The organism is Bradyrhizobium sp. STM 3557 (genome assembly GCF_045571465.1).
GTDB lineage: Bacteria > Pseudomonadota > Alphaproteobacteria > Rhizobiales > Xanthobacteraceae > Bradyrhizobium.
Window position 1 is genome coordinate 6779316 of the sequence record NZ_CP120697.1, and the last position, 23682, is coordinate 6802997.

Below are 23682 nucleotides of genomic sequence, written 5' to 3' on the forward strand. Positions count from 1 at the left end.
GCGCCGACCCGGCCGCGATCGGAAATCAGATCAGGCCGACTTCCTGGAACTTGGCCGTGACGATGTCCTTGTCGAACGGCTTCATGATGTACTCATTGGCGCCGGCATGCAGTGCGCGCGCGATATGCGCGACGTCGTTCTCGGTGGTGCAGAACACCACCTTCGGCTGATCGCCGCCCGGCATGCGGCGCAGATTGCCGAGGAATTCATAGCCGTCCATGACCGGCATGTTCCAGTCCAGCAGCACGGCGTCGGGGAGACCGCGCTTGCAGATCTCCAGCGCCTGCTCGCCGTCCTCGGCTTCCATGATCTGGAAATCCAGGCCTTCCAGAATGCGACGCGCGACCTTTCGAATGACGCTGGAATCGTCAACCACAAGACAGGTTCTCATGTGTGCCTCTTATTTTCTTTTTCAGATCCAATCTAATGAGCATGGTCTGCGGCGCGGCTCGCGCGTCGCGGTCTCTCTCGTCAGGCAGCCATCTTGTCGTGCGTCATTTCGAGCACGCGATCGACGTCAAGGATGACCATGAGCTGGCCGTCGAGGCGATGGACGCCGCCGGCGAGCTTGGCCATGCGTGGATCGAGATTGACCGGATTCTCCTCGCGGCCTTCTTCTGGAAGCCGCAGCACCTCGCCGATCTGGTCGATCAGGAGACCATAGGACTCGCCGCGCAGGTCGACGCCGACCGCCATCGGCGGCTTGCCGTCATCGGCCTTGGACAGGCCGAGACGCGCGCGCATGTCGATCACGGTGACGATGCGGCCGCGCAGGTTCAACACACCGGCGATCTCCGCCGAGGACAGCGGCACGCGCGTCAGCCGCTCCGGCATGAACACGTCCTGCACCCGCGAGATCGGCAGCCCGAACAGCTGCCCGCCGATCACGGCGGTGACGTATTCGGCAACCAGCCCTTCGCTGGTTTCGCTCTTGCTGCTCATCTTACGCTACTCCTCAAAAACGCTACGCTTACGCGGCCTGCTTGGCGCGCTCTTCGGTCTGTTCCTTCAGTGCCGCAATCAGGCCCGGACGGTCGAACTTGGCGATGTAGTCGTAGAAGCCAGCCTGGCGGCCACGCTCGATCGCCGCGGGCGAGATCAGCGAGGACACCGCGATGACAGGCAGATGGTTCAGGTTCTGGTCGGCGCGAATGGTCTCGGCGAACTCGAAGCCGTTCATCTCCGGCATCTCGATGTCGGTGACGATGACGTTGAAGTTCTGGCTCGAACGCAGCGCGGCGAGTCCTTCCTGCGCGGAGCTCGCAGTGCGCACCTTGTAGCCGGCGGCCTTGAGCACCGGGGCCAGCATGTTGCGGAAGAACGCGCTATCGTCGACCAGGAGCACCGACTGCGACAGCAGCGAGGGCTTCATCTCCTTGCGGATGAACCAGTCGGCGAACGCCATCGGCAGGAAGTGGCCGACATCGATCACCTCGGTGGCCTGGCCCTTGATCACCGCCGAGCCGAGAATGCCGTCGACCTTGGCGCCGGAGACCTCGATGTTGAGCCGCTCCTCGACGATGTCGATGATCTCATCGACCACGAGGCCCATGGCGCGGGTCTCGTCGGCAAACACCAGGATCGGCTGCGAGCCGATGGTCTGGACCGCAACGCCCTCCATCTGCACCAGCGGCATCAGCTGGTCGCGGTACTGCACCATGTAGCGGCCGTTGGAGAGCTCGATCTTGTCGGCGGCGATCTCCTCCAGACGCGTGACGAGACCGAGCGGCACCGCCTTGGGCTGCGCGGTGCCGGCGCGGAACACCAGGAGCGAGGTGAGCTGCTCGGCGCTGGAGACGTGCATGGCGTTGTGCTCGTCATTGACCGCGTGCGAGGCAGAGCCGGCGGCGCCGAGCGCCTTGGCAATGCCGTTCGGATCGATGATCATGATCACAGCGCCGTCGCCCAGGATGGTGTTGCCGGAGAACATGTCGATGTGACGCAGCTTGGTCGACATCGGCTTGACCACGATCTCCTCGGTGTGGAACACGCCATCGACCACGATGCCGAAGGTCTGGTTGCCGACCTGGGTCACCACGATGAAGCCGTTCTCCGGATCGATCGACGAGCCGTCGTCGATCTTCAAGAGCTTCTTCAGATGCATCAGCGGCAACAGCTTGTTGCGCAGCCGCAAGACCGCGGTGTCCTTGATGCGCTCGATGCGGTGCTCGGAATTGGCGCGGGCGCGGACCAGCTCGACCACCGACAGCTGCGGGATCGCGAAGCGGTCGCCGCCGGCCTCGACGATCAGCGCCGAGACGATGGCGAGCGTCAGCGGGATCTTGATGGTGACCGAGGTGCCCTCGCCGGCCACCGACTTGATGTCGATGGTGCCGCCGATCTGGTCGATGTTGGTGCGCACCACGTCCATGCCGACGCCGCGGCCCGAGACCGAGGTGATGGCGGCGGCGGTTGAGAAGCCCGGCTCGAAGATGAACTTGTGGATCTGGGCTTCGGTCATCTTCTCGAGCTCGGCCTCGCTGACGAGGCCGTTCGCCACCGCCTTGGCCTTGATGCGCTCGGTGTTGAGCCCGCGGCCGTTGTCGGCGATGCAGATGATGATGTGGCCGCCCTCATGATAGGCGGACAGGCGGATGGTGCCCTGCTCGCCCTTGCCGGCCGCGACGCGCTCGGCGGTGGTCTCCAGGCCATGGTCGGCGGAGTTGCGCACCATGTGGGTGAGCGGATCCTTGATCAGATCGAGCACCTGGCGATCGAGCTCAGTGTCGGCGCCGTGCATCTCGAGCTCGATCTGCTTGCCGAGCTCGGTCGCGAGATCGCGCACGATGCGCGGCAGCTTCTGCCAGGCATTGCCGATCGGCTGCATGCGCGTCTTCATGACGCCTTCCTGCAGCTCGGCGGTGACGTTGGAGAGCCGCTGCAGCGGCACCTTGAACTCGGTGTCCTCGTTGCGGCGGGCGATCTCCAGGAGCTGGTTGCGGGTCAGCACCAGCTCGGAGACCATCGTCATCAGATGTTCGAGCGTGTCGACGTTGACGCGGATCGACTGGTTGGCGACCTTGTCGCTCTCCTGCACCTCGCCTTCGGCGGCGACGGCCTTGCGAACCGGCTTGGCATCCTTCTTGGCGGGCGCGGCTTCGGCCTTTTCGACCTTGGCGGCAGGTGCCGCAACTGCCGGCTTGGCAGCCGGTGCAGCAGCGGCGGGCTTCGCAGCCGGCTTCGGTGCGGGCGGGGCGGGCTGCGCATGCGCGGCCGGCACTTCGATCGCGGTCTCGCGGAAGGCGCGCTCCAGCTCGTCGAGCGAGACCTCGCCAGGACGCAGCGGCCGCTCCAGCGTCTGGTCGATCAACGTGCCGTGCGTCATCTCCTTCTCCTTGGGCGCAGGAGCCGCGGCAACAGGTGCCGCCGGTGCGGGCGCCGGCGCTGCCACAGGCGCGCCTGCCGCCATGGCCGCCATGCCGCGCTCGACCATGGCTTCGAGCTCGTCGATCAGGTCGCGATCGGCGCCCTCGGGCTCGGCTTCGGTCGCTTCGAGCTGGCCGAGAATGTCCTTGATGCGGTCGATCGTGGTGAGGATCAGCGTGACGGCCTCGCCGGTCACCGGCATGCCGTCGCGGAATTTGCCCATCAGCGTTTCGGCGGCGTGCGCCAGCGCTTCGAGCCGCGGCAGGCCGAGGAAGCCGCAGGTCCCCTTGATGGTGTGCACCAGGCGGAAGATGTTGTCCAAAATCTTGGCGTTGTTCGGCTCCTGCTCGAACCGAACGAGCTGATTGTCGACGGTGTCCAGGCTCTCGCTGGTCTCCGTCAGAAACTCACGCAACAGATCATCCATGAAACAGGCCTTCGCACGCAACGGCACGCGACATGACGCGCCCTCAAAGCGCGGCCAGTTTCGACGCAAAGCGTTTAATATTGGTTGAGTAAGCGGAAAAGAACGGACTCAACAAAGAGATAAGATGCGCGCTTGAAAACCGGGGCCACTTTGGCAACCTCCGGTTAACCATGAGGCGCAGCGGCGCCGCTGTTTGCCGCGCAAAATGCCGCTATTTGCGGCCCGACGCGCGCGGTCGGCGCCGGTGCCTGCGATATCAGGACGCAGAGACGACCATCGCATCCCCTTCGGCGGCAAGCGATACCTTCAGGCCGCAGGACTCCGCGAGCAGGCTCGTGTAGTAAGGCTGGACCGCATGGGCATCGATCGGCCCTTCATGGGCCGAGCCCAGCATCGTGACGATGTTCTGCGGCAGCCGCGCGTTGAGCCCGGTCGCACTGACCTTGAAGCTCATCGTCTCGCCCTCGCCGACCGGATCGACCGTCAGCCGACCGCCGCGCGGTATCGTCTGCTGCGCGATCACCAGCATGTTGAGCAGCAGCTTCACCCGGTTCTTCGGCAGCAGCAGCCGCGGCAGATTCCACTCGATCGAGGTTTTGGCATCCTCGATATGGCCGCGCGCCATGGTCTGCGCATCGCCAAGGTCGATCTGGGCGCCGGAGGAGCCCGCCGCGCCAAAAGCCAGGCGGCAGAACTGCAGCCGGGCGGACGCGGTCTTGGCGCTCTTGCGGATCAGCTCCAGCGCGAAATCGCGGTCCTCGGGTTTCGGATTGTCGTCGAGCACCTCGAGCCCGTTGACGATCGCGCCGACCGGACTGATGAGATCATGGCAAACCTTGGAACAGAGCAGCGCGGCCAGCTCGAGCTTGTCGGGTGCGGGACCCGGCGCCGCTGACGAGGATGCAAGACCTGCAGACGAGATAGCTGGAGACGACGTGTCGGACATTCGGTGTTCCTGGAAATCCCAGATCTGGGGCGAATGCGAATCATACGTGCTTTCTGGGCTTGATACACTGCGAAAGCAGCGGCCGCCACCAAGCTGGAGACCGGGCCGGAAAAGACCGGCGATGTCGCCCTGGGATGAAGGCCGCGACAAACCCGCCGATTGCGGCTAAAGCGGCGCCACATTGGCAACATGCAGGCAAAAGAAGGCAAGCGCCATGACGGCTATCCGCAGGATTCACCGAGAGATCATCCGAGCCGCAGCACACGGACGCTGCAGATGACGCAGGCTGCCCCTTCGGCTCACGGGATCGACGCCACTGCCGCCGCCGCCCTGATAGAGCCCCTGACCGAGCTCGTCGTGCAGGCCGGACGCGCCATCCTTGCCGTCAACCGCCGTGCGATGGCCGTGATGGACAAGTCCGACGGCTCGCCGGTGACCGAAGCCGACCTCGCCGCCGACCGTGTCATCCATGATGGCCTTGCCAGCATCGCGCCCGACATCGCGATCCTGTCCGAGGAGCGCGCGAAGCCTGCCGCCGCGCCCTATCGCGGCAGCTTCTTCCTGATCGATCCGCTCGACGGCACCAAGGAATTCGTCGCCGGCCGCGGCGAATACACTGTCAATCTCGCGCTGGTGACGGACGGCACGCCGCTGCTCGGCATCATCTGCGCACCGGCGATTGACCTCGTGTGGCGCGGCATCGTCGGGCGCGGCGCCGAGCGGCTGGCGATCGGTGAGGCCGGCCTTGGCACCGCGCAACCGATCCAGACCCGGCAGATGCCGAAGGCCGGCGAGTCCTGGGTTGCGGCGGTGAGCCGCTCGCATGGCGATGCGCGCACCGAGGCCTTCATCCAGGGCCGGCCGGGCGCCATCCGGCTGCCGCTCGGCTCCGCGGTCAAGTTCGGCAGGCTGGCGGAAGGTGCAGCCGATATCTATCCGCGGCTGGCGCCAACCTCGGAATGGGACATCGCGGCCGGACAGGCGGTGGTGACGGCCGCCGGCGGCAAGGTCACCGACGAGACCGGCGCGTGCTTGCGCTTCGGCGAGCGCCGCGACGGCTTCATTGTGCCATCGTTCATCGCCTGGGGTGATCCGTCGGTGGCTGCACCGGTGCTGTGAGGCCGGTTAGAGTGGACGCGATCAGCGCGACAGCTCCTGCTGCAGGGTCTGCCAGCGCGCGTTGGCGCGCTGCACGTAGCGTTCGGGATTGGCGGCAAAGGCCTCGCGGCTTGCCTCGCGGCTGAACAGGAACAGCCGCTCGCCGGCGATCATCCAGAGGCGCGGGTTGCCTGCCACAGTCACCCCGCGTGCGACGTCGACCGGATCGTAGCCACCGAATTGCGGGCCGTAGATTTCCGGATGAGCCAGGAAGGAGGCGCGGTTGCCTTCGTTATGGAAGCGCCAGACCACCCCACCCTGCCAAGCCTCGAAATCCTCGAGCCCCATGACCGCCTTGCTGTCGACGAAATAGGCGACCGGATCGAAACCGCCGATGGCGAGCCCCGAGAAACGATCAGTCACGATCCGTTCGGTAATGGCGGCGTGCCCCGCAAGATCTTGCGCTATGAGGCCGGCAAGCAGCGTAAACAGGGCAATTCCGCGACGAAACAGCGGCCAATGCCCTCCATGGTTTTGTTGTTGCCGTTGTGCCGTCATAGTTGATGCCGATAACATGAGAGTCGATGGGGCATGCCCCCTCTCCGACAGTCGCTGCTCATGGTTGGCGTTAGGTTAAGCAGTGGTCGGAACTTCGATAGCAGGGGACTTTTCCATGACTTTCGCCTCACGCCTCGCCGCAATGACGCTCGCGGCCTTTTTCGGCCTGACCGCGTCGGTGGCCGCGCAGCAGGCTCCGCCGCCCAACCTGCCGCCGCCGCAACGCGCGCCGAGCCCTGACACATTTGGCACGGACGAGCTGGTCAACGCCGGCCACCGCTTCTTCGGCAACGTCTCGCGCGGCCTCGCCTCGGTGATCGAGCGCGCGGTCAGCCAATGGGGCCTGCCGAACGGCTATGTTCTCGGCGAGGAAGGTTCGGGCGCGTTCGTCGCCGGGCTGCGCTATGGCGAAGGAACCCTGTACACTAAGAACGCCGGCGATCTGCGCGTCTACTGGCAGGGGCCGTCGGTCGGCTTCGACTGGGGCGGCGACGGCGCCCGCACAATGACGCTGGTCTACAACCTGCCCTCGACCAGCGCGATCTACCAGCGCTTCGTCGGCATCGACGGCTCGGCCTACATCGTCGGCGGCTTCGGCATGACCGCGCTCACCGCCAACAATATCGTGCTGGTGCCGATCCGCTCCGGCATCGGTCTGAGGCTGGGCGCCAACGTCGGCTATTTGAAGTACACGCCGAGCGCCACCTGGAACCCGTTCTGATACCCGCCCGACACAGCAGGCCGTCCGATCAAGCTTAGTGCGGCTTGAGGCTTTCTTTCATGCCCGCGGGCATGGCAATGTGATTCCCCTAGATTGAGCATGATCTTTTCGGAAAACCGGTCTCCACTTTTCCGGATCATGCTCTAAGCCAACGGGAGTCGCGCGTATGGTCGAGCCGCTCATGTATTTTGCGATCGGTTTTCTGGTCGCGATGCTGTGTGCGCTGATGATCGTGCCGCTCGTGCACAATCGGGCGGTGCGGCTGACCACGCGCCGCCTGGAGGCCGCGACGCCGCTGTCGATGGCGGAGATCCAGGCAGACAAGGATCAGCTTCGTGCCGAGTTCGCGATGTCGGCACGCCGGCTCGAGATGAGCGTTGAAACGCTCAAGAGCAAGACCACAAGCCAGCTGGCCGAGCTCGGCAAGAAGACCGATGCGATCAACCGGATGAAGATCGAGCTCGGCGAGAAGAACGCCGCGATCTTCGCCCTGGAGGCCCGCGAGAAGGCGCTGAAGGATCAACTGCGCGCCACCGAGGAGGAATTCGCCGCCAAGACCGAGGCGCTCCGCGCGGCCGAGCAGGCGCTGAAAGAGAAGCAGAACGAGCTGACCAGGCTTTCGACCGAGCTGAACGACCGCGCGATGCTGGCCGACAACCGGCAGGTCGAGCTGGTGACGGTGCGCACCCAGATCGAGGAATTGAAGGCCCGCGTCGGCGAGGCCGAACGGGACGTCAGCAGCACGCAGAGCCGCCTCACCCAGGAGCGCAGTGCCTCGGAGACCGCCACGCGCGAGCTGACCGATGCGCGCAGCCGGGTCGAGAATCTCAGCCAGCGTGTTAGCGATCTCGATCGCCAGCTGATCGTCCAGGTCAAGGAGGCCGAGATGCTGTCCGGCCGGGTCGCCGATCTCGAGGGACGGCTCGCCACTCAAGGCAAGCTGCTTGCCGAACGCGAGTTCGAGAACAACCAGCTCCGGCAGGCCAATGACGCCGCCGAGCGGACATTGAAGGAGCTGCGCGAGGAGGTCGAAGGCTTCAGCGGAGGCAAATCTTCGGCGCTCGAGAAGCTGCGCAGCGAGAAGGCCGCGGTCGAAGAGCAGCTCCGGCTTGCCCGCGACGAGCGCGGCAAGCTGCAGCGCGAGCTCCACCAGATCCAGCAGCAGGCCGAGAGCGCCTGGGCTCAGGAGCGCATGGAGAACGCGCTGCTCCGCGAGCGAATCAACGACATCGCCGCCGAGGTCGCCAAGCTCGCGATGCAGATCGAAGGACCAAACTCGACGATCGAGGCCATGCTGGCAGCCGAACCCGCCCCGGCCCGCCCGGCCAATGCCAACGACGTGACGCCGATGGGAGCTCAGGCGAATGGCCAAGGGAATGGTCAAGGCGGCACGCTCGCCGAGCGCATCCGCGCACTGCAGTCGCACGCCTCGCGCGCCCGCCAGATCGGGGCTTGATCGGGCGGTTTTCAGGGAAGATCACTCTCCCACCGGCTGCTCACGCCACATTGGAAGGGTCTGGCGCTGGTCCCGTCCCAAGACCGGCCGGCCGCACCCGCCTTTTTGGCTCGAAGCCCCGCGCAAAACCTTGACACCGGGGGCCGCGGCTTCGTAAATCGCGCTCTCCGACGGAGACCTTCGGACCGGGACCGCTTTGCGTGTCGTCTCGACCGGAATCCGGGCGCATAGCTCAGCGGGAGAGCGTTCCCTTCACACGGGAGAGGTCCAAGGTTCGATCCCTTGTGCGCCCACCATCGAACCCTCTGACATCGCTGCAAAAATCTCGGTGGCCTTTATATACGTCAGGGCACACGGGGGCACAAAAGGGCCGAACGGGGTAAGAACATCCGTGCATTTCCGTGCAAAATCCGTGCAGTCTGTTCTCGGCACGTTCCCAAGGATTAAGCGGCCCTCTGTATTTGGTCCCGACTCATCTAAGTTCTGAAATCGGTAACTAGTTCGACTTTGGGGGTCGTCATGTCTGCGAAGTGGCGGTGGGGACTTGGTGGATTACTCGTCGGCATAGCATACGTGCTAGCTGACATACTGCTTGAGTGGCGCGGCAATAGATACGCACCATGGGTTGGCGATGGCATCATCGAGAACGTTGCTCAGATGCTGACTGGCATTTCGATTATATTTCTGATCGCGTTTGCGATCGGATACTCAAAAGATCGGCGCAACCTTCGTAGCAACTAGCGAACAGCAACACCCGCCGGGAGCACCCGAGTGGGCCTTAAGCAGATTGTCGTCGCTTCCATCCGACTGGCGGCGGAAGCGCATCGTGCGCCTCCGCCAAGGTCTCAAGCCATGCTGCAACGCTGGCCGGGATGTCCGCCTGATCCGATGCCCATCGGCGAACTAGGCGATCATCGCATTCGAGGATCGCGGCGAGGCCCCGCTGCGTCCACCGCAGCGAGGCCAGACATTCGATTAGACGCGCTCCGGTCATGGCCCGAGCAACTTTGTGAAGGCCGCACCCGCACCGAACAGTGCAGCACCGGCGGTCATTGCCGTGACGACCAGTTGCCACGGCGCGAGCGCGGCGTCGCGGGTCAGCTTCCGCGCCTCCGCAGTGAGCTTGTGCTGCTCGGCGACGAATTTGCGGACCTCTTCTTGAGCGCGCTCGATGCGTGCGATCTGCTCTTGTTGATCCATCGTCGTAACGTCCGTCATTGGGGCTCTGCCTCTCAATCGGCCGGGGACTATCCGCTCAGCCATGTCCGCATAATGCGGACATCGATCGTGTTTGTCAATAACCAATTGAGGCCAGCTCCGGTTTCCACGGAACAATGCCGCTCTTTGAGATGCGCGACCACACGAAGCGCGGTGTGGATCACCAAAGCAGCCAGCGGCCGAGACGCCACAAGCACCAAGCGCCAATTAGAAGCCCAGCGACCAAAGCTTCCCGCTCAAGCCGGCGCTCATAAGGTGATCTCATTTTGTTTCTGGTCTCGAATTTAGCTCAGTCGGCGGTGTCATGAAGTAAGCCCGATTGCCAGTTGCGCCCTCCGCGTACTGGTCAATCGCGATGATTATCGCCTGTACATGATGGTAACACCCAGCTTCCCTCGTCGCCTCACGTCGCAACGTGTCCAGCGCGCGGAGAAAAGGCGTGGTGTGCGGGTCAGTGTCAAACCATCGGAATGGCGTCACCTTCACCATGAGCGACCACCAAGCACCTTTCCATGCATCGGATTCGGAAGGGTGGCTTTTAGCCTATCGCGCTGCTCGCATAACGTATCGATCCGATCGAGCAGCCTTTGCAGATCAACCTCCGTGGCCGCCGTTGGCCTTCCGGCCTTCTGAAGCGCGAGAATGTCACGGCGCATCCGGCCGACATTCTTACGCGCACGCTCGATCTCTGCGCGGATTTCGTCAATGTCCGGCATCCTCTCACCCTCAAATTAGGAGTGAGGCGCACTAGAACAAAAACAGAACAAAGAGTCCAGCCCGCGTGAAAGGATTTCCGATCTCTTCCCGGTGCCAATGAGCCCCGAGAACACCGCCCATTTTCGTGTTGATGATGGCCGAAGCGTTAAGCTTGGCGCCTGCTCGACAAGGGTGCGGGTTCTCGGGTCTCAAAGATCAAACGTTCCATCAACTCGGGAGGTATTTACATCTTCACAACTGTGCTCCAAATCGGGGCCGCCTGAGCGGCGAATGACAGCACAATACCGACTAGGAGACCCGTTACATGCCCATTCGAGTAGCCCTTACCGTCGTCGCCCTGGCTGCCGGGATCGCCTCCGCGAGCGCCGTCCCCGAGATCGGAAAACCCGGTCACATCAAGGATGATGACGCGCTGGCCTGCCCGAGCGTCGAGATCGTGAGGAAGGTCATGAGCCTCGGTCAGAGCGACCCTTCCCAGGGGATGAGGTACGCCGTATCGAAAGGCTGCATCCTATTGTCCGAAGGCAGCCAAATCGTCGTCGAAGACCTGTCCGCGAACGGGCTCGCCTGCGTTCGCGCCAAGGGCAAGTCCGCCTGCCTTTGGATGAATCAGACGCAGGTCGCGTCGGACTAGACTATCGATAGAGGCCCGCCTCCTCTGCTCCGCGTAAATTTGACGCGAGGCATCGTCTTCGAAGGGATTTGATTATGCGAACTGCCATCGCGATCGTAGCCGCGCTGTTGTGCACCCCTGCCCTCGCGCTCGAAGGCAAGGATCTCACCCTGGACAAGCCGCTGCAAAACGCCGTGCGGCAAAGGGTGGCCCAGGCCGGGCTCAACTGTCCATGGCCGATGAGCCTGACATTTGTGGGCGAAAACGAACGCGGCCACATCGCACGGCTCGACTGTCGCTCGACCGACCTAGAGAAAGCCTGGAGCCTCAAATACATCCAGAACAACGGCGAGGGCTATTTCGAGCCTTGGTAATGCGGCGGCCGCCGAGATGACGGCCCCCTTCATGCTGCCATCTCCTTCGGCATCGAGCTTGCCGGCCGTGCCGGGATCGCCGGGGTTTCCAGCTTGATCTCGGCCCGCTCGCGGACGCCCCAGGTCTCATGAATCAGGAAGAGCCATTGCTGCGGCAGTTCGAGCGAAGCACGCAGGCCGTTGCCGTATTCGCTGTAGCCGGGGAACGCGCCGTTCGAGAACACCGGGCCGGGATTGGCCGAGTGGTGATAGTGGCCGTGCATAATGATGTCCGGCCGACGCTGCGCCCTGGCTTGCTGGGCTTCAACCTTCTTCGTGCCGCGCACGATCGGAAGGAGCGGACCGGCAAAGCCTTGGCCGCCGCCGGTGCCCATCTTGTCACCGTGCGTTAGGAAGGCCGTATAGCCCAGCACCGGGATGATGGCATCGTTGGACGGCGTGATCTGGAAAGTCACGCGTGCGTCGCCGGCAAAGGCGTCTGCGACCATCTGAGCAATGAGCGTGTCATAGGACAGCTTCGAGTACAGCTTGGCGGTCGGCTTGAACGTAGTCCGGGCATGATTCCCCGGAACCGAGGTGACGTGGATGCGCCGGTAGACCTTGAGCAGCAACTTGATGCCCGCGATCAGGATCGACACGACCGCACGAACCTGCTCGTGCGACGTGAGCCCGTTGGTGATGCGAAGCTCTTCGTGGATGTCGCCCGAGATCAGATCGCCGCCGAGGTTGAGCAGCATACCTTCGACCTTGGTATCGGCCGCCCAGCGCGGACCGATCTCGCACGCCGCCTGGAAAAACCGCTGAACCCGGCGCTCGGCGATCGCCGGGTTGAAGGCGTTGAGGCCCATGATCTCGTCGGGGTCGATGACCTCGCCCATGTGCAGATCGGTGAAGAGCATCGAGAGCACGGAGCGGTTGCGCTTGCCGGTGCCGTGCTTCAGGAGCCATTCCGGCTTCGGTACGTCGAGACTGCGGATGCCTCCGACCTCTTCCAGAAGCTTCTCGATGGCCGCCAACTCCTTCTCCATCGCGTGTGCCCGCGTGCGCCAATAGGCGCTATCGTGAAGCTCGCGGCGGCCCACTGGCGTATTGTCGTTCGCCGGCACCGGCGCGACATAGAACTTCCAGTTTGGCAGGAAGTTCTTCTTGCCATCGGAGGCGAGCGCCGCTTGGGCACGGCACCAATCGGTGAGCGCGTTGCGATTGAGCTTCAGCCGGCGCCCGGCTTCGAGAACAGCCGAACCCTTGCCACGCACCTTCGAGCGCCACGGCTCGAAGCCCTCGCGCAGACACGCCTCGACGGCTTCCTTCTTCTGCTTGTCCGAGATCACTTTTGCTTTCCGCCCTGAGTCAATAGGAACTGATCGAAGCGCGCGCCGATACGATCCAACGCTCCGACCAGACGCTCTTCGATCCGGTCGATCAGTTGGATGGTCGCGTATTCCTCGGCGACCTTCTCGCGGAACTGCGCGAGTTCGCGTTCAAGCGCAGCCGCAAGCCGGTGGGCTTCGGCTGCGGCGGCCTTCGCTTCATTGGCGATTGCCTGCCCTGCCTTCGCGGACGCTTCGTTCTTCGTATGCGACACCGCGTTGCGAATTAGCAGGCCGATCACGCCACCGACCAGGGTGCCGAGGATGCCGATGGCCCATTCCGGGATCGTGATCACTGGCGTTACTTCCCGGTGAGGGTCTTGATTTGCGAACTGATGGAGTTGCTGCCGGGGCCAAACCGCATCGAGATAGCGCCGCCCCCAAGGCAGAACATGACGAGTGCATAGGCCCAATCAACAGTCGCACCGGACGACGGATAACGAACGCCGAGGAAGAAGCTCACTGCGGGGATGCCGATCTGATGCCAGATCAAAACGATAAGCTGGGACAATGCGACCGACGCCCACACCGCTTGCATAAGCTTCGACTGCGCCGCCGCCTGCATGAAGCTTTGGAACGTCTGCGTCAGGGACGCCGCGTAGTCCTTCTCCACCTGGGCGAAGGCCGACAGCATGGCCGCCTGGAGCTGTTCCTTCAGTTGCGCTTCGCTGATCTCTTTGTTGAGATACGCCGTGAACGCCTGCGTGATGTTGCCGAAGATCGAGTTGACCAACGCGGAGATGATCGGGCCAGTAAAAAGCGCAGCGAGCATAGCTTGTCCTTCCGAAGAGATCGGCGGGAGTCGAGGCTCCCGACACGAGCCGGCGCCCTAGACCGACTTGGCGATTGACCGGAGGCGAGCGGCGAGAGTCACAGCGGCGGCGCCCATCAGGAACCATCCAAGGACCTTCGGGTCAGCGGAAAAGAAGTTCGAGACCTGCGTCTTGAGGTCGGGGTCGCCAAGCGCGCCCGCGATGGTGTCAAGCTGATTGAAAAGCGTGCCGAAAACCAGCATGGCGTATGACCATGCGACAGTGGCCGACCGATAGACGAGAGCCCACACCTTCCCCCAAAAGGTATCGGCGTCATCAAAGAAAGCCTTCAGCTTCTGGACCGAATGAAGGAACGGCCGGATCAGGAAGACGTAGGCTACCGCGAACGCGGTGACGACGGTCAGTGCGAGAACGACGTAGAACATAGCTGCTCTCCTAAAACCAGTTAGCAAGCACGGCCTGCTTCTTCCGTGCGATCAAAACAATCGCCGCGACCATCGCGACGATTCCGAACCCGATGCCGACGACGGACGCGACCTTCGGAAGGGCCGGCTGCGGCGAAGTGGCGCCGACGCTCGTCGTGACGGTTGCCGCTGCGGCGGCGGCCACGCCTGCGCGCTCCTTCCGCGTCGCCGCCGCGTAGACATCAGCGGGAGGCGTTGCGGTCGGCGGCGAGCCTTCCATGCGAGCGACGATAGGCGCGATACGAGCCGCGTTGGCCTTGCGCTCGGCGAGGCCATTCGTGCCGCCATTCCAAATCTTCACGAGCCCGGTGAAGTCGCCAACATCCGCCTTCGGGTTGAGGTTCTTCCACGCCCAAAACGCGGCGCAGACTTCGGGCTGCTTGTCGAGATTGGTCGCGACATCCGGCGTCTCGACGGCGGGAAGGCCCGTGCGCTGCGCGAGCGCCGCGTAGCCATCGCGCCCGGTCCACTGCGGACCACCGCGCCCGATGTACGTCGAGCCATCGTGCGTGCCGGGGCGGTTGCCCATCCGATTGCCGTAGATGTCGTCGAACGCGCGCTTCTGCCAACCGGGAGCGGAGCCATACTTCGCAACGACGGCGGCGGCGTTCTTGAAGCGGTTCGGCCACACCGCCGCCATGCGCTCAGCGGTGTAGTTGATATTCTCGGTGAGGCCCTTCAGCGCGAAGCCGGCGCACTCATGATCGATGTTCGCGAAGAAGTCGGTCAGCCGCGTGCGGGTATGCGTGACACCCGCCGCGTCGAGCGCAGCCTGCTTCGAGGCGAACGCATCGATCACCTCTTGCGGCGCGCGCGGGAAAATCTGCTTGATGGAAGCGGCGTCGATCTTGATCGTCACGATGAACCTCTTTTGTTAAGAGCATCATCGCTAATCGTTTCGCGTTTGACGGGACCGTTTTAGTAGCCCTCGCCTACTCCTCGCCGCCGCCACCGCCCCACGTATCGCCGTCGCCTTCGCCTGCGGTCTCGCAGGAAATGCGGGTCTTAAGGCCCGAACTGTTGAGTGTGTGCGTCGCCGACTTGATGGTGTAGCTGCCGTCGCAGTCGGGATCGAAGCCGGTTGCCGTGATCCCTGCCCCGGCGAACATCTCGGTGCGGCCGGGGAAGCCGGCGCCGAAGATTTTCTTGCCACGAGCGAGCGCGCCCTTCGTGGCCTTGGCCTGCGCCTCGGCCTCCTCCTTCGTCTTGAACAGCTTACGGACGCGATGCTTCGGCCCGCTGCCGCCGCCACCGCTGGCCTGTACCCACTCGCGCTCGCCCTTCTTGACGTTGTGCCACGCTGCCTCGACGGAGTTGTAGTCACCGCGCGTTGAGCCGGTGCAATCCCATTCAGTCTGTCCGGTCTCGATCAGCACGAATGTCGGGGCCGCGTCGCCGCCGGGAAGCAGGCCCGAGCCCGCTTTGTTCATGATGACCGTCCCGTTCGCCAGTTTGAAGTTGCCACCAATCCGGCCGGCGAGCCGTGTGAGGAAGTTCAAGTCGGACTCGTTGGACTGATCTAGGTGACCCGGCTTCAGGCTGCCGAGTTCGCCGGCAACGATCGCCCGCAGGCCATTGCGCCCGGCGATGTACTGCACGATCTCCTCCACGCTCTTCTCGTGATAGGAGCGCGACTTCGGAGCCTTGATCTCGGTCGTCAGGCCGGCGGCCTTGGCCGACACGGTCATGATCTTCGGCCGCCCCTTCTTCGTCCACGAATCGATCTGATAGAGGCCCATGTAGTTGACGCCGGTCTCGACGAAGCCGAGCCAAACTTCCAGCTTCGAGCCCTTCCCCGGCGACGGGATGTATTCCCGATTATCGAGTTCCAGTTCGCAGGAGTCGGACTTCTTGGCCTCGTGATCCTGAATGGTCAGCGAGATCAACGGACAATTGCTACCGAGTCCGCCCGCGATGACGCGACCGCCGCCTTCCAACGGCAGCCCGAAGGGAGCCGGGATCAGATTCGCGGTGATGTCCTTCCCGTCAAGGACGATGCGGGCGGCAGGCGTCACGACCAAATCCTCGCGGCTGCGGTGACCTTCTTCGGGGTGAATGCCGGGATCGTCACCGTCAGCCCCTCCGGGAGCTTCGTGCCGGCGGCAGCGAGGCCGGGGTTCGCGCGCAGGATCGCTTCGGTCGCGCCGTGCGTGACGCCGAACCGGTTCCAGGCGATCAGGTCCACCGTGTCGCCCTCTTGCGTAGTGTAGGTCTCAGCCATCAGGAGTAAGCCCCCAGGTCGATTGTGAACTCGATTTTGCGGGGCGCACCGTCCGACATCAGGTAGTCTTGGTTCTCCTTGATCTTCTCGATGCACCAATTCCCGAGAAACCGGCCAAAGCCGGTGATAAGCGGCAACGGCTGCCCGAGACCGGCCTGGGCGCGCATCTGGTCGATCTGCCGAAGCCCGCCGCGATAGTGCGGATAGATCGTGCCTTCGATGCTGATCTCATCCTCGCCGGGTCCGACGTACTGCTTCGCCGGTGCCACGCCGATCCGCTCCGTCGCAGGCCACCGCCAAGCGGTCGTGCGCTCGAACTTCTGATAGGCTCCTGTGGTCACGGAGAAGCGATAGGAGCCTAGCGCAAGGAGGACTGTGCTCTGCATGATCAATCACTCAGGAGTCCGCGCTGCTCGGACTCGATCCGTGCGAGCGCGACATAGACCGCCTCTTCGGCGACGCGACGAACCTCGGCCGGATCGCCGCCGTTCACGGCCATGTTGATCTCCACACGATTGGAGTTCGAGACGATTCCGCCCCCGCTCGACGACGATGAAGCGACCGCAGCCGCGCCGCTGGCATTGAGCCGGCGAAGCATGCTGTTCGTCTCGATACGGCCGGTCGCGCCGGGCACGAAAAGCTCGGGGCCGCGCTCACCGACCAGATACGGCTTGCCGTAGCTCACCGGACCGCCCAGCGCGCGAGCGCCGGCCACCGGCGGCGCAGGCGCAGGCGCGCCGCCTTCGATGCCGCTGCCCCAAGCGCCCTTGAAGGCGTTCCCGATAGCCCTCCCCAGGCTGACGAACTTGTCGATCGCGCTCCCGACCAATCCGATCAGCTTCTCGATCGCAGAGATCACCGTGTTGACGCCGTCCGCCGCGATGCCGCCGACCGTTGTCCCCCACTCGCGCCACTTCGCGTTGCTCGCGTCGAGGGGGCCGAGCATGTCAGATACCCATTTAAACGCGCTGGCGAGGCCGTCCGAGAGCTGCTTGACGGAGTCTCCCGCAGGGCCGAGACCCTTCATGAAACCCTCACCGAAGCCGGCGAAGAACGACTTGATCCCTTCCCAATTGTTCGACACCCACACACCGAGCGCAGTGAGCCCGACCACCAGGCCGGCGATGATCAGGCCGACCGGATTCGCGACAAGCGAGACCATGGCGAGTGCAACGGCGCGGATGCCCGAAGCGATCAGCAAGAACGGGGCCGCCGCAAGCCGCACAAGGCTCATCGCGAGCGCAGACAGCGTCGTGCCAGCGCCGAGCGCGGTGAGCATGCGCAGGCCGATGGCTGCCGCTGCGGCGCGCGCCGGGAGCAGCAATAGGCCGCGCGCCACCCAAAGCAGCACGGTCCCGAGCAGCCGGAACGGCACGAGCAGGCCGAGGGTCACCATGTTGAGTCCCTTCAAGCCGACCAAGCCAACGCGGCCGAGAGCGCCGAGCGCGAACATCAGCGGCCCGGCCGCTGCCGCAGCGGCGGTCAAATAGATGCCGGTCTTGAGCAAGGCGGGATTTGCCTCCCGCAACCTGATCATCGACTGCTCAAGCCACTTCATGCCCTTAAGAACGTCCGGCATGACAAGCTCGGTGAGCGTGTTGCGGAGCATCTTGTAAGAGGCGTCAAGCTCGGTGATCTGCGCCGGCAGCCCCACGAAGAGCCGCTTAAAGACCTTCTGCGTGTAGCCCTTCGAGTAGCCCTCCACGTCCTTCAGGATGTCGTCGAGATTCTGCATCATGGACGCCATCATGCGGACGGACTGGCGACCCTCGAAGATCGCGGCCAACTCGCCTTGGCCGGCGCCCTTCGCCTTCAAGTCCTTCAGGAGCTTGATGAGGTCAATCTCATTGCCGGACGCCGTGAAGCTATCATCGACGGCTTCCATGATGGTCTTGAGGTCTTCCGCCTTGGTCGCGCCGAGCTTCGTGACGATCGCGTCATAGATCGCCTTGCGCTGCTTCTCGGGCACCCCTTTATTGCTCGCGAGTGCCTTGTCGATCAGCTTCGGCTCGATGTCGTACCCCTGCGCGGAAAGGCCCGCACTGATGCCCGCGCCGGTCCGGTTGCCTTGCGACACATAGTCCGAATAATTCAGCCCCAGCTTTGCCATCGCGGCGCGACCGCCCTTTGTGGGTTTCACGAGACGGACGTATGCGGACCGAAGTGCGACGCCCGACTCTGAATTGACGAAGCCGCCCTTCGCCAACGAGATAACGAGCGCGTTCGTCTTCTCGACCGACTGACCGGCCGCCGCCGCTGCCGCGCCGACGTATTTGAATGACTGCGCCATATCCTTCGTGCTGGCGCTCGTCTTCAGCGCGCCGTACACCAGCGCGTCAACGATGCGCTGGGTGCTCGCTGCCGCATCCTCCGTGGACTTCATCCCAAGCCGGAATTGCGTCGCGAGCTTGGTGACATAGCCGCCAAGCTCCGCGCCGCTCATGTCTTCGGCGCCGGCTGCGCCCTGCAACACGGTCTCGATTGAGCCCTTCGCCGCTGGCGCGCTGAAGCCCGCCTTGAGCAGTTCGTTGAAGGTCTTCAGAATTTCAGTAGCGTCGCCATACTTCTTCGAGAGCGTGTCGGCAAACTTGACGATGTCGTCCCGCGCAGCGGCGCGCTCCTTTTCCTGATCGGCGCCGTAGTCATCGAGGCCGACCGCATCGAGCACATTGATCGCCTTGGCGCGCTCGTTTGCCGCCTTGATGGCGCTGATCGCCATCAGGCCGACCGGCGCGGTCACGCCCAAGGTCGCATTGCGGCCGGCGCGCTGGACGGTAGCCATCCGCTTGGCGGTCGCATCGAGGTGCTTATTGACCGCCACGAACGGAGCACTGAAGCTCTTGGAGGCGGCGGCGAGCGAAGCCGCAAGGCCATTGACCTGCGACTTCGCTGCGTTCACTGCGGCGTTGAGGCTGGGACTGACCTTGCCCCCGATATTGACGAATACGGAGAAGCCGGTCGCCATCTTACTTTGCCTTCATCGCCTTGTTGATATCAGCCTGAAGCTCCGTGGCGGCTTCGAGCCATTCATAGAAGTCGGAGAGCATCATTTCTTCGACTTCGCTGATTGAGACGCCGCCTTTGGTCAGCCGGATGAGCGTCAGGATCGCCTTGCGGAGATCGATTAGTTCGACTGACCCCCACGAAAAGCCTCAAGCTGATCGCCGAGCTTCTTCGCGTCGAACTCGTCAAGCTCTTCGATCACGTTCGGCGCGACGCCGCAGAGATCGGCCAGGAGGAGGATGCCCTTGTCGGCATCGTGCCCCTTGAACTTTGCGGCCTTGATCGAGTCCTTGGTCTTCGGCCGGCGCATGGTCAGCTTCTTGTAGGCCACCGCGTCCACGGTCACGGGGAATTTCAGTTCGACATCGGCGGTCAGCCGCATGTCCGGCTCTTTCACTTCATCAGTCATAGTCGGTAGTCTCCCGCTTCGAGTAGTGGCCGGTCCGCAATGGCGAACCGGCCGGTTGGTGATTACATGCCCATAGCGGTGCGGATCGAAGCCAACTGATCCACGCCGTTGACCAGCCTGATCATGTTGTCCACGTCGATTTCGACCGCGACGGTGTCGCCGATCTGAATCTTCAGATAGCGAAGGGTCATCGTGGCTTCGTTCTGCGTCAAGTCGCCCGCCTTCCAAGTGTTGAGCGTGTTCGACTTGAAGCCGCCATGCAGATCGACGATCATCGCAACGGCCGTCTCGCCGTCGCGCTGAAGGGCGCCACGGAGCTGCACGCGCGAGGCGTTGCCGTCCATGTTGCCGAACAGGCCGAGAATCTGCGTGTTGTATTCGCCGAACGTGAACTTGGCGGTCATGACCTCCATGCCCAGGTCGAGTTCGGCGGGTGCATCCATGCCGCCGGCCCGATACTCCTCGGTCTTGATGTTGAGTTCGGGAAGCTCGACTTCGGAAATGCGGCCGGCATAGCCGACCCCATTCACGAAGCTGTTGAAGTTGCGGAGTACGCGCGGGATCATCTCTTTCCCCCGTTATGCGAAGAGGTTGCGGATGTAGTCGGAGACGAGATGCGACCGGAAGGTCACGCGCTCGGCCGGATACGGCGGGGTGAAGTCATACGAGAACGTCACATGACCTTCGGTGATGTCCGCCTCGGTGTTGAACTCGGGATCGACCCAGCACTGACCGCCGAGAATCGCGCCCTTTGTCCTCAACTGCCGCATGTACGCGTTCACGGACGCCACCACGTCGTCGAGATACTGCTTGGTGATCGAGCGATCGACCGCCCAGCGGTGCGCCTTGGCGATCGAGATGTCGATCATGTCGGCCGTGCGGGACACGGATAGGAAGGCGAACTTCTCATCCGCCGAACAAGTGCGGTTGCCCCACAGGTACCAGCCGTCGTCGCGGATGAACGTCGCGATCTGGCTTTCGTTGAGGATGTTCGCACGGCTGTTCTTGTCGCCGTAGGCGTAGTCGATCGGCCGACCGAGACCGGCCATGCCGTAGACCTCCTTGTTCGACGGCGACTCCCAGAAGCCGGTGTCGTTATCGACGCGCGAGATCAGGCCGGCGACGCGAGCCGAAGCGCGCTCCAATGAGTAGGTGCTGGTCTTCACCGACCAGCCGGACACGGTCGGGTCGATGACGAACACGCGACGGGAGCCATAGTCAGCGCGGTATGCGAACGCGGCGGCATCCGTGGTCGAGGGACCATCGGCCAGGATATGCGCCTTCATGGCATCGGCCAGGGCCAACATCTCATTGACCACCGGATTCGCGGACGCCCCGGTCTGGATCGTCACGGCCGCGCCCTCGCCATCGCCGTCGATCGTCGCGGTGACCGCTGCGGTCATGCCGTAGCCGAGCGAGGAGAACTCAAGGCCGGTGACCTTGCCGTTGACGATGAGCACCTTGGCCTGCGGCAGGACCGCGCCGGCGCCACCACCGGCGAACGTGACCGTCGCCTCGGTGTAGTCGCTGGTGCCCGCGTTGGTGACGGTGTGGCCGCTCACGCCGATCGGCCGTTGGTGCGTGAAGCCCGGCGCGATCAGGATCATGGGCGAAACGCCGCACTCGGCCTCGGCCGCGCGGAAAGCGTGAATGCCGCTGAAGGCGCCGGTGGCCGGGTCGATGCCGCCGATGATCTTGGAAAGTTGGACGTTTTCCTCCGCAGCGGTCTCGACACGGACGACGACGATGAGGGCGCCGCCCTGGTCATAGATCGCGTCAATGGCTTGCGGCAGAGTTCCATCCGCGCCGATCGCGGCGGCAGCCTGACGACGGTTCACGAGAACCGGCGTGTTGAAGGGGAAAGCGACATCATTCGCTTTCGGAGCGGTGCCGATCAATCCGATCACGGACGAACGGACGGTCTGGATCGGCCGAGGGCCGGAGTCTACGACGACAGTCTCGACGCCGTGCAGAAAGTCGGTAAGGGACATTTGTGTGCTCTCAATCCTCAAAGCGATGGGATTGAGAGCACCGTAGGAAGCGCGGTCTTAGTTGTCGGGACCGTTCCGGTAACCCACTAGAACTCGGTCAATTGCTTGGCGCGAACAAGGATTGCGTCAACGTCAGCAGGCTGGAGGCTCATGGCCGAGATAAGAGCCTGGGTTAACGGATCGCTCCGCTTAATCTCAATAGCCAAATCCCATTCCTCTTGCGTCACCGAGTCAGACGCGATCAACGCCCTGACTTGATCCCACCTTCCCTGTTCGACGAACACGCGGCGCAGACCGAGTTTGGTGGCTGACTCCGGAACGAACGTGACCGCCGGGGCGTCCACGAGTGCGTTCGCCGCCGCATCGTACATCATCCCTCCAAACAACACCTGCGGATCGACGCCATCCGGGTTGGTAAAGTCCATTGCGTCGTACATTTCGAGCAGAAGCGAACCGGCGGGGAACAGCCGACTTGCATCCACAGTCGCGACTTGCACGATTGTCCTTCCGCTTCCGTCCATTCGCAAAAGCAACTTCACACTCTCATCCGAGAGAGAGCGGGCCTGCTGAAATGCGTACCAGTCCGCTCCGCTCACATCGCTCTTGCAGAAGATGATGTTGCTCGGAAAGCCCTCGGGCCATGCGCTGGGAACGTACAGCGACCATGTGCCATGAGAAACGATATTCATTACGATGCCCACCCCGCTGTGACCCATTGTCCGTTGATCGCATATTGAACGTACCGGGATTGAAACTGCCAACCACCTCCGTCAGGATCTAGGTTGACCCCGGTCATCCATGCATTCCCGATTTGCTGCCACTGACCATTGCCGAGGAGCTGAAACGAGCCCGCGTTCACGCCCCGAATGCTGGTGACCGCAGCGGGAATTTCGTTAAACGCCGCATAGCGATTGCCGTTGGGCGAGATAAGCCAGTTGGTCGAAGTGAAGTTACTTCCGTCAAATCCGATGTAGGTCGCGCCGGAGCCGAAGAAATAGTAACCCTGACCATTGTTGCGATTAGCTCGGAGATCGTTGCCGGTGATGTTGTAGCTGGACGCGAGCTGACCGCCAAGCGTGATGTCCCCGGTCGCCCTATTGATGCCGATGGCCGTGCCGAGATAAGCGCCTGCGTCGTTGTGGCGGTTCAGTTGCAAGTTGGAGCCCGCATTGTTGCCGCTTTCGGTACCGCCAGCGCCCAGCGCGAGCATCCAACGCATTTGGCCGCTGATCACGCCCCCGATCGAGGCGACTTGCCCCGCCGCCATATTGATCGTCAAGGCGCCGCTAAGCGCGCCACCCGTCTTGTCGAACTTTCCGGCGAGCGTGTTGCTGAAGTTGTTAAGTTGCGTCGCAACGGACGTGTTGAAGTCGGCGATGGCCTTATCGACATCGGCCTCATTTTGGCTCAACTGAACCGCCGTGGTCCGCTGAAGTGCATCCATGGCGCTGTTCAGAGCAGTCTCGACGGTACTCAGAAGTGCCGTGATCATGTCCTTGGTGCGCTTTACCGTAAGCACGCGGTCTTCCGCGGTGCCCGCGATGCGCTCGGCATCCGTCGCCAACTGCACGCTGCCCGCCTCACTCTCCGACGCAATGATGTTGCGCCCTTCGAGCGCTGTCATGTCATCGCTGATCTGCTCGATCGCGTTGCGGATGCGGGTCGCATCCTCGCGGGCGACATTGTCGGGGTTCGGTAGCGGATAGCCCCGCTGCGTGGTGTCGTTCGGCATCTATTAAGCCCCCGTGGTGGACTTGACCGCGACGGCGCGGATATTGCGAGCGTTCGACCGGGCGGCGGGACCGCCGCCGATCTTCACGTATGCCCGCGAGATGTCGGTGTTGACGTGGTCGAGCATGTATTGGCGCTCTTCCCAGCCGTCTCCCAGCGGGGTGGACTTTTCCAGCGTGAGCGCGTTGGCGGCCGACCACACGGGCAGGCCCGCGTTTGCGCCGGT

Annotated in this window: 27 protein-coding genes and 1 tRNA gene; 6 read left to right on the forward strand and 22 right to left on the reverse strand. The window is 63.3% G+C overall.

The window, feature by feature from the left end; translation table 11 throughout:
• Window positions 1–25 precede the first annotated feature (25 nt).
• From P6U24_RS31340 to chpT, 4 genes are all read right to left on the reverse strand, one after another.
• Window positions 26–391: a PleD family two-component system response regulator gene (locus P6U24_RS31340; RefSeq protein ID WP_407156282.1), complete on the reverse strand. Its 366-nt coding sequence runs from the start codon at window positions 389–391 to the stop codon at window positions 26–28.
• Window positions 392–471: 80 nt separating this feature from the next.
• Window positions 472–942, reverse strand: a complete 471-nt coding sequence (locus tag P6U24_RS31345; protein ID WP_407156283.1) for a chemotaxis protein CheW — start codon at window positions 940–942, stop codon at window positions 472–474.
• Between the two features lie 28 nt (window positions 943–970).
• On the reverse strand, window positions 971–3793 hold the full coding sequence (locus P6U24_RS31350) for a chemotaxis protein CheW (RefSeq protein WP_407156284.1): 2823 nt from the start codon (window positions 3791–3793) through the stop codon (window positions 971–973).
• 256 nt (window positions 3794–4049) lie between these two features.
• Window positions 4050–4739 (reverse strand): histidine phosphotransferase ChpT, encoded by a 690-nt coding sequence (gene chpT, locus P6U24_RS31355; RefSeq protein ID WP_407156285.1) that lies wholly within the window; start codon window positions 4737–4739, stop codon window positions 4050–4052.
• A gap of 276 nt (window positions 4740–5015) precedes the next feature.
• Here chpT and cysQ point away from each other — a divergent pair, with 276 nt between their 5' ends.
• The gene (cysQ, locus tag P6U24_RS31360) at window positions 5016–5858 is read left to right on the forward strand and encodes a 3'(2'),5'-bisphosphate nucleotidase CysQ (protein WP_407156286.1); all 843 of its coding nucleotides are present in this window, start codon (window positions 5016–5018) and stop codon (window positions 5856–5858) included.
• 21 nt (window positions 5859–5879) lie between these two features.
• Here the strand turns inward: cysQ and P6U24_RS31365 are convergent, their stop codons facing one another.
• Window positions 5880–6395: a YHS domain-containing (seleno)protein gene (locus tag P6U24_RS31365; protein WP_407156287.1), complete on the reverse strand. Its 516-nt coding sequence runs from the start codon at window positions 6393–6395 to the stop codon at window positions 5880–5882.
• Between the two features lie 115 nt (window positions 6396–6510).
• On the opposite strand from P6U24_RS31365, the gene P6U24_RS31370 reads away from it, so the two are divergent.
• The 3 genes from P6U24_RS31370 (at window position 6511) to P6U24_RS31380 (ending at window position 8868) form a co-directional block, all read left to right on the forward strand.
• Window positions 6511–7116, forward strand: a complete 606-nt coding sequence (locus P6U24_RS31370; RefSeq protein WP_407156288.1) for a DUF1134 domain-containing protein — start codon at window positions 6511–6513, stop codon at window positions 7114–7116.
• 166 nt (window positions 7117–7282) lie between these two features.
• On the forward strand, window positions 7283–8572 hold the full coding sequence (locus P6U24_RS31375; protein WP_407156289.1) for a hypothetical protein: 1290 nt from the start codon (window positions 7283–7285) through the stop codon (window positions 8570–8572).
• A gap of 221 nt (window positions 8573–8793) precedes the next feature.
• Window positions 8794–8868, forward strand: a tRNA-Val gene (locus P6U24_RS31380).
• Window positions 8869–9562: 694 nt separating this feature from the next.
• Here the strand turns inward: P6U24_RS31380 and P6U24_RS31385 are convergent.
• Both P6U24_RS31385 and P6U24_RS31390 read right to left on the reverse strand, forming a co-directional pair.
• A complete protein-coding gene (locus P6U24_RS31385; RefSeq protein WP_407156290.1) occupies window positions 9563–9790 on the reverse strand; it encodes a hypothetical protein in 228 nt (75 codons plus the stop codon).
• Window positions 9791–10272: 482 nt separating this feature from the next.
• On the reverse strand, window positions 10273–10506 hold the full coding sequence (locus P6U24_RS31390; protein ID WP_407156291.1) for a hypothetical protein: 234 nt from the start codon (window positions 10504–10506) through the stop codon (window positions 10273–10275).
• 305 nt (window positions 10507–10811) lie between these two features.
• On the opposite strand from P6U24_RS31390, the gene P6U24_RS31395 reads away from it, so the two are divergent.
• Window positions 10812–11141, forward strand: a complete 330-nt coding sequence (locus P6U24_RS31395) for a hypothetical protein (RefSeq protein WP_407156292.1) — start codon at window positions 10812–10814, stop codon at window positions 11139–11141.
• A gap of 74 nt (window positions 11142–11215) precedes the next feature.
• A complete protein-coding gene (locus P6U24_RS31400; RefSeq protein WP_407156293.1) occupies window positions 11216–11494 on the forward strand; it encodes a hypothetical protein in 279 nt (92 codons plus the stop codon).
• A 29-nt stretch (window positions 11495–11523) separates the two neighbouring features.
• Here the strand turns inward: P6U24_RS31400 and P6U24_RS31405 are convergent, their stop codons facing one another.
• The 15 genes from P6U24_RS31405 to P6U24_RS31475 form a co-directional block, all read right to left on the reverse strand.
• On the reverse strand, window positions 11524–12825 hold the full coding sequence (locus P6U24_RS31405; RefSeq protein ID WP_407156294.1) for a hypothetical protein: 1302 nt from the start codon (window positions 12823–12825) through the stop codon (window positions 11524–11526).
• Window positions 12822–13160, reverse strand: a complete 339-nt coding sequence (locus tag P6U24_RS31410; protein ID WP_315743075.1) for a hypothetical protein — start codon at window positions 13158–13160, stop codon at window positions 12822–12824. Before P6U24_RS31410 ends, P6U24_RS31405 begins: the two co-directional genes overlap by 4 nt.
• Window positions 13161–13165: 5 nt before the next feature.
• Window positions 13166–13636: a hypothetical protein gene (locus P6U24_RS31415; RefSeq protein WP_315762349.1), complete on the reverse strand. Its 471-nt coding sequence runs from the start codon at window positions 13634–13636 to the stop codon at window positions 13166–13168.
• A gap of 57 nt (window positions 13637–13693) precedes the next feature.
• Window positions 13694–14062: a hypothetical protein gene (locus tag P6U24_RS31420; protein ID WP_407156295.1), complete on the reverse strand. Its 369-nt coding sequence runs from the start codon at window positions 14060–14062 to the stop codon at window positions 13694–13696.
• A gap of 10 nt (window positions 14063–14072) precedes the next feature.
• Window positions 14073–14960 carry a glycoside hydrolase family 19 protein gene (locus P6U24_RS31425; protein WP_407156296.1) on the reverse strand — a complete coding sequence of 296 codons (888 nt, stop codon included), beginning with the start codon at window positions 14958–14960 and terminating at the stop codon, window positions 14073–14075.
• Between the two features lie 73 nt (window positions 14961–15033).
• A complete protein-coding gene (locus P6U24_RS31430; RefSeq protein ID WP_407156297.1) occupies window positions 15034–16116 on the reverse strand; it encodes a phage late control D family protein in 1083 nt (360 codons plus the stop codon).
• Window positions 16113–16322, reverse strand: a complete 210-nt coding sequence (locus P6U24_RS31435; protein ID WP_407156298.1) for a tail protein X — start codon at window positions 16320–16322, stop codon at window positions 16113–16115. The genes P6U24_RS31430 and P6U24_RS31435 overlap by 4 nt, the downstream gene beginning before the upstream one ends.
• Entirely contained in the window at window positions 16322–16708 is a 387-nt protein-coding gene (locus tag P6U24_RS31440; protein WP_315743085.1) for a phage tail protein, read from the reverse strand. Before P6U24_RS31440 ends, P6U24_RS31435 begins: the two co-directional genes overlap by 1 nt.
• 2 nt (window positions 16709–16710) lie before the next feature.
• The gene (locus P6U24_RS31445) at window positions 16711–19287 is read right to left on the reverse strand and encodes a phage tail tape measure protein (protein WP_407156299.1); all 2577 of its coding nucleotides are present in this window, start codon (window positions 19285–19287) and stop codon (window positions 16711–16713) included.
• Window positions 19288–19446: 159 nt separating this feature from the next.
• A complete protein-coding gene (locus P6U24_RS31450) occupies window positions 19447–19734 on the reverse strand; it encodes a phage tail assembly protein (RefSeq protein WP_407156300.1) in 288 nt (95 codons plus the stop codon).
• 62 nt (window positions 19735–19796) lie between these two features.
• A complete protein-coding gene (locus P6U24_RS31455) occupies window positions 19797–20300 on the reverse strand; it encodes a phage major tail tube protein (RefSeq protein ID WP_407156301.1) in 504 nt (167 codons plus the stop codon).
• 12 nt (window positions 20301–20312) lie between these two features.
• Window positions 20313–21725 carry a phage tail sheath C-terminal domain-containing protein gene (locus P6U24_RS31460; protein WP_407156302.1) on the reverse strand — a complete coding sequence of 471 codons (1413 nt, stop codon included), beginning with the start codon at window positions 21723–21725 and terminating at the stop codon, window positions 20313–20315.
• Window positions 21726–21811: 86 nt separating this feature from the next.
• Window positions 21812–22414, reverse strand: a complete 603-nt coding sequence (locus tag P6U24_RS31465; protein WP_407156303.1) for a hypothetical protein — start codon at window positions 22412–22414, stop codon at window positions 21812–21814.
• Window positions 22414–23457: a hypothetical protein gene (locus tag P6U24_RS31470; protein WP_407156304.1), complete on the reverse strand. Its 1044-nt coding sequence runs from the start codon at window positions 23455–23457 to the stop codon at window positions 22414–22416. Before P6U24_RS31470 ends, P6U24_RS31465 begins: the two co-directional genes overlap by 1 nt.
• A 3-nt stretch (window positions 23458–23460) precedes the next feature.
• Window positions 23461–23658, reverse strand: a complete 198-nt coding sequence (locus P6U24_RS31475; protein ID WP_407156305.1) for a hypothetical protein — start codon at window positions 23656–23658, stop codon at window positions 23461–23463.
• Window positions 23659–23682: the final 24 nt, after the last annotated feature.

Coding starts and splice junctions, on each gene's coding strand:
- P6U24_RS31455 (WP_407156301.1), bottom strand. CDS start 20,300: ATGATCCCGCGCGTACTCCGCAACTTCAACAGCTTCGTGAATGGGGTC.
- P6U24_RS31365 (WP_407156287.1), bottom strand. CDS start 6,395: ATGACGGCACAACGGCAACAACAAAACCATGGAGGGCATTGGCCGCTG.
- P6U24_RS31415 (WP_315762349.1), bottom strand. CDS start 13,636: ATGCTCGCTGCGCTTTTTACTGGCCCGATCATCTCCGCGTTGGTCAAC.
- P6U24_RS31395 (WP_407156292.1), top strand. CDS start 10,812: ATGCCCATTCGAGTAGCCCTTACCGTCGTCGCCCTGGCTGCCGGGATC.
- P6U24_RS31350 (WP_407156284.1), bottom strand. CDS start 3,793: ATGGATGATCTGTTGCGTGAGTTTCTGACGGAGACCAGCGAGAGCCTG.
- P6U24_RS31375 (WP_407156289.1), top strand. CDS start 7,283: ATGGTCGAGCCGCTCATGTATTTTGCGATCGGTTTTCTGGTCGCGATG.
- P6U24_RS31450 (WP_407156300.1), bottom strand. CDS start 19,734: ATGACTGATGAAGTGAAAGAGCCGGACATGCGGCTGACCGCCGATGTC.
- P6U24_RS31400 (WP_407156293.1), top strand. CDS start 11,216: ATGCGAACTGCCATCGCGATCGTAGCCGCGCTGTTGTGCACCCCTGCC.
- P6U24_RS31385 (WP_407156290.1), bottom strand. CDS start 9,790: ATGACGGACGTTACGACGATGGATCAACAAGAGCAGATCGCACGCATC.
- P6U24_RS31345 (WP_407156283.1), bottom strand. CDS start 942: ATGAGCAGCAAGAGCGAAACCAGCGAAGGGCTGGTTGCCGAATACGTC.
- P6U24_RS31465 (WP_407156303.1), bottom strand. CDS start 22,414: ATGAATATCGTTTCTCATGGCACATGGTCGCTGTACGTTCCCAGCGCA.
- P6U24_RS31390 (WP_407156291.1), bottom strand. CDS start 10,506: ATGCCGGACATTGACGAAATCCGCGCAGAGATCGAGCGTGCGCGTAAG.
- chpT (WP_407156285.1), bottom strand. CDS start 4,739: ATGTCCGACACGTCGTCTCCAGCTATCTCGTCTGCAGGTCTTGCATCC.
- P6U24_RS31420 (WP_407156295.1), bottom strand. CDS start 14,062: ATGTTCTACGTCGTTCTCGCACTGACCGTCGTCACCGCGTTCGCGGTA.
- P6U24_RS31470 (WP_407156304.1), bottom strand. CDS start 23,457: ATGCCGAACGACACCACGCAGCGGGGCTATCCGCTACCGAACCCCGAC.
- cysQ (WP_407156286.1), top strand. CDS start 5,016: ATGACGCAGGCTGCCCCTTCGGCTCACGGGATCGACGCCACTGCCGCC.
- P6U24_RS31340 (WP_407156282.1), bottom strand. CDS start 391: ATGAGAACCTGTCTTGTGGTTGACGATTCCAGCGTCATTCGAAAGGTC.
- P6U24_RS31460 (WP_407156302.1), bottom strand. CDS start 21,725: ATGTCCCTTACCGACTTTCTGCACGGCGTCGAGACTGTCGTCGTAGAC.
- P6U24_RS31440 (WP_315743085.1), bottom strand. CDS start 16,708: ATGCAGAGCACAGTCCTCCTTGCGCTAGGCTCCTATCGCTTCTCCGTG.
- P6U24_RS31370 (WP_407156288.1), top strand. CDS start 6,511: ATGACTTTCGCCTCACGCCTCGCCGCAATGACGCTCGCGGCCTTTTTC.
- P6U24_RS31445 (WP_407156299.1), bottom strand. CDS start 19,287: ATGGCGACCGGCTTCTCCGTATTCGTCAATATCGGGGGCAAGGTCAGT.
- P6U24_RS31435 (WP_407156298.1), bottom strand. CDS start 16,322: ATGGCTGAGACCTACACTACGCAAGAGGGCGACACGGTGGACCTGATC.